This is a genomic window from Halovulum marinum, assembly GCF_009697225.1.
GTDB classification, from domain to species: domain Bacteria; phylum Pseudomonadota; class Alphaproteobacteria; order Rhodobacterales; family Rhodobacteraceae; genus Halovulum; species Halovulum marinum.
In genome coordinates, this window is sequence record NZ_WIND01000027.1 from 25,819 (window position 1) to 36,591 (window position 10,773).

A 10,773-nucleotide genomic window follows, 5' to 3' on the forward strand; every position below is an offset into this window, starting at 1 on the left:
CGGCCACCGGGCCCCCGGGCGACATCAGTTGAAGGTGACGTCTGCCAGTTCGAGCTGGATCAGGCTAAGGCTGTTCGGCTCGTAGTTGATCTCGGGGCTGACCCGCATGTAGCTGACCATGTGGTACATGTAGACGGAGGGCACGATCTCGTCTGAGATGATGCGGTTTGCCTCCTGCCAAAGCTTGGTGCGCTCGTCGCCGGTCGCCATCTCGGCCTCCTCGATCAGCTTGTCGACCTCGGGGATGCTGAACTCGGACTGGCGCCCGTCGGAGTGGAACCGGAAGCGCATCGTGAACGAAGCGTCGCCATTGTTGTTGTCATGCTGTTCCTGGATCAGCATCGCCTCGCGATCCTCGGGGAACGGCTTGTTAACGAGCTTCAGCCACTCGGCCGATTCCATCATTTCCAGCTTCACGTTCAGCCCGACCTGCGACCACATCTGCTGCATCACCTGCAGCATCTCTTCCTGGTTCGGGAAGAACCCGATGCGGCCGATGAGGCGCAGTTCCTTGTCGACGGGTACGCCATCCGCCTTGGCCTCGGCGATCAGCGCCTTTGCTTGTTCCGGGTCGTAGGCCCAGGGTTCAAGACTCGGATTGTGCCCGTTAATCTTGGGCAAAACGAATTGCGTGGCCAGCTGTGCCTTGTCGCTCAGGATCGTGCCGATCAGGGCCTCACGGTCGAACGCCATGTTGAAAGCTTTGCGCACGCGGAGGTCGTCTAGCGGCGGTTGCAGCACCATTCGCAGGCGCGTGGTTTCGCCGTTGAGGAATGGATAGTCCATGTCGGAGGTCGCGTCCTGCGGGGCGATGTCATGCGCGATGTCAGCCTCGCCGAGTTCGACCATGGCGGCACGCAGAGCGGATTCGGGGCGGAAGATATAGAGCGCATCAGTCGCGGCGGGCTGTTCGCCCCAGTAGTCCGCGTTGCGGGTCACGGCAATGCCTTCGGCATCCCAGCTGTCGAACTTGAACGGACCGGTTCCGACCGGCGCGCGGCTCACTTGGTCGACGGGGGTATTGGGGGAGACCGCGCCGATGAAGCTCAGCAGCGTCGGCATAAGGATCTGCGCGGGTTCTGCATGGATGTCGATGGTATGGTCGTCGACGATCGTCGTTGTCAGCTCGACGCTGGCGATCTTGGTCCGGTCGCGGCAGGCGATAGCGTCGCTGGTGAGCCGGTCGATGGCGAAAGCGACAGCCTCGGCGTTGAACGGCGCACCGTCATGGAAGGTCACGCCCTCCCGAAGAGAGATCCGCCAGGTGCCGTCGCCCAGATCCTCCCATCCGGTCGCGAGTCGCGGCCGCACGGTGCTGTCGTTCGGGTCGAGCGTCGTCAGGGTCTCGACGATGTTCTCCTTGACGATCACGCCGATCCCCGTGACCGTCGTGTTGCACCCGTCGATATCAGCAGGCTCGGACGGCAGAGCGATGGTGAGGGACTTGTCCTCCTGCGCCATGGCCGGCGCGGCGAAAGACATGACGGCAGCGGCCACGGCCATGGCCGTGGTGTTCATGAAACGAGTCAATGTGGGTCCTCCTTTTCCGTGGACCCGGGCCGTCGGGCGATCCGGGTCTCACTTCCCGACACCCAAGATACGCATTTGGTTAACTGCAGCTATTACAGAACATTGATCTGGGTATAAAATCGTTTTATAGCAAAGCATGCTCAGAGACTTCCTCGACGTGCGCCGCCTCAGATACCTTGTTGCTGTGTCCGATTCCGGCACACTGACGGCGGCCGCACGAAGTCTGAACATCGCGCAGCCAGCACTGAGTTATCACATCAAGGAACTGGAACGGATCATCGGTTGCGCTCTGTTCGAGCGCAAGACCAACGGGATGGAGCCAACGGCACTCGGTCTGATCGTGGTTGGCCACGCAGTGCAGATCGTCGACCGCATCCACGAAGCTGAGGGCGACATCCTGCGCCGCGTCAGCGAGGACCTTGGCGGTGAGACCATCCGGCTCGCGCTGATTCCATCTCTGGCATCGACCTTGCCGCCCGCGTTGTTCAAGGACTTCCGTAAGGCCTTCCCAAAGCATTCCCTGCACCTCATCGACGCTCGGAGCAGCTTCGCCCGAGAATTGATACAGAAGGAAAAGGCGGACCTTGCCGTACAGTTGAACGACTCCGGACATCTAGACGAAGACATGCTGACCTCGGAAGATCTTTTCTGCATCACGCTGGCCAGCCAAGGCACTTCTCCGATGACATTTGCCGAGGTCGCCGCGTCAAACCTGATCCTCCCGGCGCAAGGAAACCCGCTCCGCGTCTTCCTCGAGGAAGCTGCACGGGAAAAAGAGTTTTCGTTGTGCGTTGATATGGAGGTCGATGGATTCGAGCCGCGCAAGAGGATGATCCGGGCCGGTCTTGGCACAACCGTATTCGGGGCGTTTTCGATTTCGCCTGAGGTGCTCGATTCTGATCTGGTCGCACGCCGTATCTTGGAACCCGAACTTCGACGACCAATTGTCCTGCTAAGCCGACCGGGCTTTCCGGAGGGTCTGAAATTCAAGGCGAGAACTGTGCTGCGCAAGGTCTTCGCGGACCTCAGTTGCAACCAGAAAGCCGTGACTGCCTCCAGGTAGCCCAAATGAGACATCGTGAAAAGTGAATGCTCATTTGCTTGTGGTCCGATGTCAACGGCGGAGCGAAAACCGGCCATGTGGCGGCGCAAAACCAGGCCAGTGGCGGTGCGCCAAGCGCCATGGCGCGCGCGCTCCCAATATAGCTGGCGCGTGCCATGGCGCATTGGCCGAAAGGGCCAATCCTGTGACAAGTGATCAGCTTGGAACTTCGGCCTTTCTGGCGCGGCTTTGGCCGAGCCGATAACTGTCTTCGTTCATCTCAAGGATGTTGACGTGGTGGGTCAGCCTGGCGAGGAAGGCCCCGGTCAGGCGTTCGGTGCCGAAGGTTTCGGTCCATTCGTCGTCGAATGGCAGGTTGTCTGACGTCAGCGCCTTCCGGAGAGATTTCAGGGTTTGAGCAAGGGAGGAATTCTGGTTCATCGGAGCCATCATGGAGCGAAGTGAACAAGAAATCCGGAACATCGAAGGACGCCGCTGACAAACTGGTCAGGGGGATCGAGCGAAGGACCCGCAAGCACTACTCGGCCGAGGAGAAGATCCGCATCGTTCTGGCGGGCCTCCGTGGCGAGGAAAGCATCGCCGCGTTGTGTCGCCGCGTCAGGATCGCCTCGAACTCGGCGTCCGGCATGCGCACGAAGCCCTCGGATCGGGGTGGTGTCATCTGATCCTCCTTCCGCCGCTCAGCCGATCTTGTTGCGCCGGCGGTGCCGAATACGACGCTGGCGTTGCGGGCCGGGGCGCATATCCCGTGCCGGGTGCATTCGGCCCTGCGCCATGGCCCATGATCTGCGCATAGTCGCGATGATCCGGCATCACCGCGCTCTTGATCTCGTTCTTCTCCTCGCCATTCGTGTCCTTGCCGATATCGATGCGGGCGACGAACTCGATCCCGTCGAGATCGGCAAACCCGCTGATACGCCGCGCCGCCTGCGCCTCGGGGGAGTTGTCCTTGTCGGAAATCCCGCGCGACGAGTTCAGCATGCCGCGCACCAGGCTGCGGCCCATGTTGGCCCAGTCCGGCCCCTTGGGGCTGTAGAGCCCGATCAGCGACCAGACCTTGCGCCTGGCATAGGGTCCCTCGAGCACCGTGTATTCGGCGTCGAGGTAGACCGCGCCCGTGGAGGCCCGCTTGGCATAGCCGCCGGTCCAGCCCTGCGCGGGATCGTCGAACCCGCCCGGGCGGAGGGTCAGGCGCACCCTGGCGAGCGTGCCCTTGGGGATCATGTTGCTGTTGGATTGCGCGTCGTTGAAATCGTTCCAGAGAGACATCGGTCAAGCCTTTCAGTTCGAGGGATCGGAGTTGGGGTTGGCCTGCGCCTTTGGCGGCGCCGGAAGCTGGGGCGCCTGGTAGATCAGCCGGCGGTCTTCGGGGATGAGCGGGCCGCGGATCTTCTCCATCAGCCGACCCAGATGCGGGGCCTCGAGCATGTCGAGCCGCCCGGAGCGGTCCTTCGCCGGATAGCCCCACGGGTTCAGGGTCTGGCAGACGAAGCCGCGCTGCAGGCTGCCGTCCTCGGCCTTGAACTCGGCCATGGTGATGACCTGATCGACGATGCCCGGTAGCTCGAGCCCGGTCTTGCTGCCGTCGATCTGCGGCTGGAACACCCGGCGATTGAAGTCGTCGAGCTTCTCGTCGAGGATGCCGACGAACCACACGTTCCTGGCCCGCGTGTGCTGCAGATGGGTGAGCCAGGCGATCATCTCGCGGCCGTGCAGGCCATAGGCGCCGCGCACATCGGGCTTGCCGGTCTTTTCCGAATGGGCCTCGGGCTGGCCCTTGCACCACCCGAAACACAGCCGCCCGGCCACGGTGATCGAGTCGATGAACACCGTGTCGTATTTCTCCAGCACCGCAGGGTCGCCGAACTTCGCGCAGACCGCGTCGAAATGCGCCTGGCTGTAGGGCTGGTCCGCGCGCAGCGCCGGGTTCGGCCCGCCGATGAAGACCGCGAAATCCCGGCATTCCGTCCAGGTGCGGGGACGGATCGCGTCGACCGCCAACCCTTCGATGGCCAGATCCCCGGCCTCGAGATCGAAGAACAGCGTGGTCGAGGTCATCAGCGTCCAGAGCAGGCTGGTCTTGCCGATCCCCGAGCGGCCGAAGATCACGCCCTTGATGCCGCGGGTTTCCGACAGGCGCTGGTCGGCGGTGACGATGGGAAGCGCGCCGGTCATGCCAACACCTCCGGGCGCGCAGGTGCCCCATCGGGATCGTTGCTGACGGCCGCGAAAAGCGCGTCGAGCCGATCTGCCTCCGCCAGGCATTCGATGCCCTTGCGCCGCATGAAGCGCCGGGCGTCATCGAGCAGATCGGGCTCGGCGATGAGGTCCGGGATCGCGACATATTCCTCGGCGCTCTCGACAAAGTAGGACTTCGAGCGGAGGTCCCGGACGAGCGGCGCGAAGGCCTCGCAGAGATCCGCGAAATCCGCCTGGCCCAGCCCGTCATCCCGGTTGCGCAGGATGCGCTTGACCTCGGAAATGATGCCGGTCCGCAGCATGCGCAGCGCGCCTTCCTGCCGCGCCTGGCTGCAGGTCAGCGGGAAAGCCGCCTCCATCATCTCATCGGCGATTCTGGGGGCGTTGTTGCCCAGACGGGATGCATGATCCCAAACGCGTTCGCCAAAGGCCGCTGATTGGCTATCGAGCATCGAACCACTCCTTGATTGTCGTGAAAGCTGCCGACCCTTCGGCGATGGCCCTGGCGTCGAGCTCGTGAAACGAAGTATCGCGGGCCTCGCGCATGCCCTCGCGGGCAAGGGCCAGGTTCTCGTCAGAGGCCCATTCCGCGAACGCGCGGAAGGTGCCCGTCACATGCCGCCAGGCTGCCTGCTCGGGCGTGGGAGCCACGTAGAGAGGATTGCGGCGATTTGCGCGGCGCGGCGGTCGCAGGCCGCGCATGGCGGCATCCGTGACCATCCTGCGCAGCGCAGTGCGCGTGGGTTCTTCACCGCGTTCAAGCCGCCCGTCGAGCGTGCGGCGCACGATGCCCAGATCATTGGTCTCGGCGTCGCGGAACTGGCGGGCCTCGTGGATCTGATCGCGGCGAAGGCCGAGGTCGGCGGCGGTGGCCGGGGGCATGTCGTCGGCGCCAACATGCCCCACCGAGCCGGGGTGGTGCTGGCGTGTCGCGACCTCGCCACGCGCCTGCGCCGCATCGTATTCATCGGCCAGCCGACGCTTGGCGCGCGCCTCGATCTCGAGCGCATGGGCCTGCGCGCGATGCGCTGCGGCGACGAGATCGTCATGGGCGCTCTTGGCGCGCTGCAGCCGCGCCGCGCGTTTCGCCACATCGTAGGCCAGCCCGGCAACCTCGCGCGCCTCGAGCACCTCGGCGGCGGTCTTGGCGCCAGACAGCATGCTGGCCGCGCGGTCGATCAGGCTGGGCAGATCCTGCGATGGAGCCGAAAGCGGGGCGAGCTGGCTCATTGATCGCCCCCTTGCGGGACGATCTCGATCTTCAGCGTGCCGGGCCGGACGGTGCGCGCAGGCTCGAAGCCGGCGCGGATCGCATCGGGCCAGGCGGCGTATTTGCGCTCGGGCACCTTGATGCTGACGTCGACATACTGGGCGGGATCGTCCCTGGCGGCGCGGATGCGCTCGACCATCTCGACCAGCCGCTCCTGATCCCAATCCACCCGCTTCGGCAGATCGGCAACCACGGTGAAATCGCCGTCGTCAAAGCGAACCGTCCCGGTATCCTTGCCTGCGGTCTGGCGCGCCTCGGCGGCGCGGTCGGCGTAGCGGACAGCCAGTCCGGAATCGAACCGGGCCTTCGCGGCCTTGTCGCGCTTGAGGCGCGCGTCGATCTCGCACTGCAGGATCGCCAGCAGCTCGACCGGCAGGGCGGCAATCTCGGCCGGGCTGAGCGACGGCAGATCGTCCGGCGTGGGGGTGTTCTCGGGGAATGGCATGAAAGGGTCTCCGTGATCGGTGAAGAAGGACTCGAAGCCGGCCATCACGCGGCCTCCTGTTCCGCGAGCAGGAGCGCGGACAGCGAGACGGCGGCGGCCTTCGGCTTGGGGCGGGCGACGGCGATGTAGGCGAACCGGTCGGGGCCCGTGCGCTCCTGCACCAGGTGCACGAGGCCCTGTTCGGCGGCCCAGAAGGCCCGCGATCCAAGCCTGACCAGCTCGGCGCGCGCCGCATCCGACAGCCCTGAAAGCACCGGGAAGGTGTCGAGGACCAGAAAGCCGCAATGGTATTCCAGCCGGTCGCCGGGAACGGCCTGCGCCACCCAGGCGCAGAACTCGATTTCGGTGAGCGGGCGGCTGGCGCGGACCGTGATGATGGGGGTGGTTCGCATGAACATGATCTCCTCCTTTCGCTTCTACTCAGGCCGCCGCGAGATCGTCCCAGGCGGGACCGAGACCGTGGGCGGTGAGGACGTGACGGAGATCGGCGAGGCGGCGGTAGAGCGCGGACCGGCTGCCGAAACCCTCAGCCGCGAGCGCGGTGACGGGGCGATGGGCCAGCGCCGCGCAGAACCGGCGATCCTCGGCCGGGAGCCGCGCGAGCGCGGCCTGCAGGGCATGGTGAAACTCAGTGACAGCGGCGGCGCAGCAGGTCTGGCCGTGCCAGGCGGCGAGTCCGTCGTCCTCGGTCAGCGTGTCGCCGACCGGCTCGCGGGCTCCAGCCAGCGGCACCTCGAGCGAGAGAAGCGGCCCACCCTGCGCCCGGCGCTGGCGATGATGGCGCATCGCGATCCGCGAGGATTTGTTGCGCAGGACGATGTTTGCGAAGGCGCCGATGGTGCCACGCGAGGGATCGTAGGCGGGCAAGCGGCGCAGCAGATCGACCAGGAGGTCCTGGCCCAGATCCTCGCGCTCGCAGAGCGGCAGGCACAGCTTGCGCCGCAGCCGTTGCGCCGCCGCATCGGCTTCGCGGATGATGGTTTCAATGTCGTCGGGGGAGAGTTCGATCTGCATCGCTGTGCGCCTCGGTCATCGTTTCTGATGAGCTCAAGGTGCCGGATGCGGTTGGCGCGCAGGTGGGAACGAGGTGGGAAAAAGGTGGGGGTTTGGTGGGGCAGCGCACCTTCCCAATGACCGTTCAGCCTGAGACGACTTCGACTCAATGCCGCCGGGGGCAGCCGCGATGGATCAATGGCTGTGGTGCAAATAGGATTCCGCGCGCAAGCAGCAGAAGAAGAACGCTCTCCGGCTGTGATGGCATATGGAGGCAGTCATCTGCCGAAGGGCTACTGCCAATCGTCCGGGGCGCGGGCACCGTTCTCGGCTTCCGGCACAAGCTCCATTTGATCGAGAGCTTCGGTGATTAACTCCGGTGCAACCGGCGTCACGCTCCCGGCATCGCGTTGGGGATGGCGCAGATTGGCGTTGGGCACGACCACAGTGACACGACGATTAGTGGCCGGATGATGGGCGGCAAACGCCATCGCTTTTTTCAGAGCCTCCGGCCAGGTGTCGGCACGAAGCGGCTCTTCCGAGCAGGGTTCACCGTGTCGCCAACCGAATGCACTGATGCGCCACTGCGACAACTGCTCTCGGTGATCACCACGGATGACCCATTCTGAGCCGAAGCTAATTTGCATTTCGAGAAAATCTGGATTGCGCCGGCCGATCAGCCTGAGATGAAATGGAGCCTGACCTCGCCCCATAGACGGATCGAAATCCTCGATGAGCCAATGGGTGCTCTCTTGCAAGCGCCAGCGACCGTCTTTGCTTTGCCTCCATGCTTTCAGGCGCTTATTTTCGTCTTGTTCCGCGTTCCAGGCCAAGAGCCGTGCGTCCCGCGTTTCACGCGCTCTGGCCATTTCTGCCGCGCGCTCGGCGAGTCCTTCATCAAGGCGCTTCGCTCCCTCGGGATGAACCGCGAGATAGGCCGTTCGGCAGGCTTCCTGCGCCGCCTGAAGGGAGAGACGAAAGAATTCCTTACCGGCTCGTTTCGACCTGAGATTGCTGTGCACGAGGCCCTCAATCTCCTTGGCTGAGCGCTCGACGGGCATCGTCCATTCGAGCCTGAAAGGGTTAGGCACGCCCGTCACGGCGCTTAGCTCTGCGATCCGGGTTCCGGGGTCGCGCATGGTGTAGCCGATCTTCAGAAGCCCGGGCATATCGGCGTTCGAGGCGATGTAGATCGTGCCCGCGTCGCTTGTTGCGCGAGTTTCCCGCGACGAGTCCCCTGCGACCGCTGGCGCATCAATGACAAGAGTTGCCAGATCGGCAACGTGATATTGACGCTTGTAGCGCCCGCGCAACGTCCGAGTTTGATATGAAAAGCGCACCATGTCGCCGTCGATGAGCGGATGCAGCGGGTCGTCGATAAAAAACGAGTATTTCTTGCCGCGAACCTCGAAGCCATGCGCGTGACTTCCCGACTTAGCGACCCGGCTGCTACACTCGCTGACGATGCCACTGGTCTCGAGGACCTTCTCTCTGCTCATTGATGCTCGATCACTTCTTTTTCTTCGTTATACGGTGCTTCTAGAAATTCCCAATGATCAAGCCGTACTGACATCAACTCAAGAGCCTTACCAGTGCACCGCGACCTTGGCAGACGTGCCTTTCCATTCAGAATGAAAAACACACAGCGGCAGCAACGACAGTGAGTTGATCTGCATTCATCCTTCAACCACGATATCCGCAGAGACGACGCCGAGCCGGTAGCCCCGGTTGCGCACTGTGGCGATCAGGGCCTTGCTCTCAGCATCGGTGAACCCGGCAGCCTTGAACGCGTCGCGAAGCTCGCGGATCAGATCCTTGGCCTCGCGCGCCGTCGTGCCTTCGACATGGGAGCCGGAGGCGACCTGTTCGCGCGACAGCGCCTTTTCCAGCAGGCGCTCGAACACAGGGAAAATCTGACGCGACAGAATGACGGAGCGACCGTCCCACTGAACCTCAGCCGTTGCTCTCCGCACGCGAAGCACCGGCGCCAGTGGCACCGGCGCCAAAGCGGCCTCGTCGATTGAGACGCCGAGGCCATTTGTGGCGGGCGTCAGCACCTCAAGGGTTTCGATGAGATGAAAGCCCGCATCGTGATGTCGCCGCTCCGCCTCCGCTGGCAACTGCGGTGCGAGGATCGTGATGTCCGAACCCTGCGCGGCCTGGCGCAACGTTGCGATGATGCCGTCGCAGGTCAGGGCTGCGGGCTCCAGCGCGAGAAACACCGCCCGACCAGATGACGTGTCGCCGAGCCGCCAGACCTTTTCCGCGGCGAGCTTCGGGGCTGTGCCGAACCCTGCCGCGGTGCCGATCACGGATGCCAGCGCCCCGCCGCCGATTCGGAACACGCGCAAATCGTCTTCGGTGAACTCAATGTCCTGTCGTCGGTCGAGCGGACATTCAGCACGATATCCATCGCCCGCTTTCCGGATCGGCCGACAGGGGAGCCCGCATTCGCAGGCATCGCAGACGTCCCAATCGGCAAGCGGCGCCTGTTCGACGAGGACACGTTTCGCCAGCAGCCGGTCGAAAACCGGACCGAAGAACGGCGCGGCAAGCTCGCCGGACAGGATCGCGTCGTCGCCAGCCTCACTCAGCCGCGTCAACAACCTCAAAATCGTCTCGGTCATTCATCAGCCCGTTCCGTTCGATCAGCTTCATCACCCGCGCCTCGTGCTGGGTGCGGCGGAACTGCACGACGCCCGGGGGCCGCAGCTTGACCGTGACCTGCGGCTGGCGCTTGCCGTCGCCCTTGAACAGGATCCGGAACACGAGCTCGCCCAGCCTCCAGGCGCCGCCGAACGAGACCGGTGTGCTGCCGAAATGCTGGAGCGCATCACCGCCGAGATCCCGCGACCGCAGCGTGCGCACCACGCGGGGATACCCCTTCTTCCCGGGCGCCATCAGGTCGGCCGCCGCCTCGATGATCAGCACCTTGTCGATTAGTGGATCGTAGGCGGCGTCGAAGGCGAAGCCCGGTCCGGCCAGTTCGATCGGGCGCAGGGTATAGAGGTCCTGCGCATCGTCGCCGTCGAAGAAGCCGGGCCTGTCGAGGATGATCGAGGCGAAGAGTTCCGCGATCTCGGGCTGATGCGCCTTCCGGATGCGGGCCAGTCGCAGCATGCCGGTGTTCTCGGAGTATCGCAGCACGGCGTGGGAAATCTGGCGCACGCTGATGACCCGTTCGACCTGGCCCTCGACGACCGGCATGGTCGAAACCATGGAGCCGTGGCTGACCACGAGGTTGATCTCGTCATCGTCGTCGTAGTCGCCCAC

General features: G+C 64.1%; 12 protein-coding genes and 2 pseudogenes. 2 read left to right on the forward strand and 12 right to left on the reverse strand.

What is annotated here, in order from left to right:
- Positions 1–24: 24 nt before the first annotated feature.
- Complete coding sequence (locus GE300_RS20030; RefSeq protein ID WP_154449280.1) at positions 25–1,518, reverse strand: ABC transporter substrate-binding protein; 1,494 nt, start codon at positions 1,516–1,518, stop codon at positions 25–27.
- Positions 1,519–1,666: 148 nt separating this feature from the next.
- Here GE300_RS20030 and GE300_RS20035 point away from each other — a divergent pair, with 148 nt between their 5' ends.
- Complete coding sequence (locus GE300_RS20035; RefSeq protein WP_154449281.1) at positions 1,667–2,593, forward strand: LysR family transcriptional regulator; 927 nt, start codon at positions 1,667–1,669, stop codon at positions 2,591–2,593.
- A 195-nt stretch (positions 2,594–2,788) separates the two neighbouring features.
- Here the strand turns inward: GE300_RS20035 and GE300_RS20040 are convergent.
- Positions 2,789–2,962 (reverse strand): annotated as a pseudogene (locus GE300_RS20040) (ATP-binding protein); the annotation flags it as partial.
- 71 nt (positions 2,963–3,033) lie between these two features.
- Between GE300_RS20040 and GE300_RS23790 the strand changes: the two are divergent.
- Positions 3,034–3,219, forward strand: a pseudogene (locus tag GE300_RS23790) (IS3 family transposase); the annotation flags it as partial.
- Between the two features lie 31 nt (positions 3,220–3,250).
- On the opposite strand, the gene GE300_RS20050 reads toward GE300_RS23790, so the two are convergent.
- The 10 genes from GE300_RS20050 to GE300_RS23330 form a co-directional block, all read right to left on the reverse strand.
- On the reverse strand, positions 3,251–3,862 hold the full coding sequence (locus GE300_RS20050; RefSeq protein ID WP_154449283.1) for a hypothetical protein: 612 nt from the start codon (positions 3,860–3,862) through the stop codon (positions 3,251–3,253).
- A 12-nt stretch (positions 3,863–3,874) separates the two neighbouring features.
- A complete protein-coding gene (locus GE300_RS20055; RefSeq protein WP_154449284.1) occupies positions 3,875–4,768 on the reverse strand; it encodes an ATP-binding protein in 894 nt (297 codons plus the stop codon).
- Entirely contained in the window at positions 4,765–5,244 is a 480-nt protein-coding gene (locus GE300_RS20060; protein WP_154449285.1) for a hypothetical protein, read from the reverse strand. The genes GE300_RS20055 and GE300_RS20060 overlap by 4 nt, the downstream gene beginning before the upstream one ends.
- Positions 5,234–6,022 (reverse strand): hypothetical protein, encoded by a 789-nt coding sequence (locus GE300_RS20065; RefSeq protein WP_154449286.1) that lies wholly within the window; start codon positions 6,020–6,022, stop codon positions 5,234–5,236. Before GE300_RS20065 ends, GE300_RS20060 begins: the two co-directional genes overlap by 11 nt.
- Positions 6,019–6,507: a hypothetical protein gene (locus tag GE300_RS20070; protein ID WP_154449287.1), complete on the reverse strand. Its 489-nt coding sequence runs from the start codon at positions 6,505–6,507 to the stop codon at positions 6,019–6,021. The genes GE300_RS20065 and GE300_RS20070 overlap by 4 nt, the downstream gene beginning before the upstream one ends.
- A 44-nt stretch (positions 6,508–6,551) precedes the next feature.
- Positions 6,552–6,899: a hypothetical protein gene (locus GE300_RS20075; protein ID WP_154449288.1), complete on the reverse strand. Its 348-nt coding sequence runs from the start codon at positions 6,897–6,899 to the stop codon at positions 6,552–6,554.
- A gap of 28 nt (positions 6,900–6,927) precedes the next feature.
- Positions 6,928–7,521, reverse strand: coding sequence for a sigma factor (locus GE300_RS20080; protein ID WP_154449289.1), 594 nt, complete (start codon positions 7,519–7,521; stop codon positions 6,928–6,930).
- Between the two features lie 272 nt (positions 7,522–7,793).
- Positions 7,794–8,999, reverse strand: coding sequence for a GIY-YIG nuclease family protein (locus GE300_RS20085; protein WP_154449290.1), 1,206 nt, complete (start codon positions 8,997–8,999; stop codon positions 7,794–7,796).
- Between the two features lie 177 nt (positions 9,000–9,176).
- Positions 9,177–10,127, reverse strand: a complete 951-nt coding sequence (locus GE300_RS20090; protein WP_154449291.1) for a helix-turn-helix domain-containing protein — start codon at positions 10,125–10,127, stop codon at positions 9,177–9,179.
- The coding region (locus GE300_RS23330; protein ID WP_233417237.1) for a hypothetical protein at positions 10,087–10,773 on the reverse strand (687 nt) is incomplete at its 5' end. The genes GE300_RS20090 and GE300_RS23330, both read right to left, overlap by 41 nt.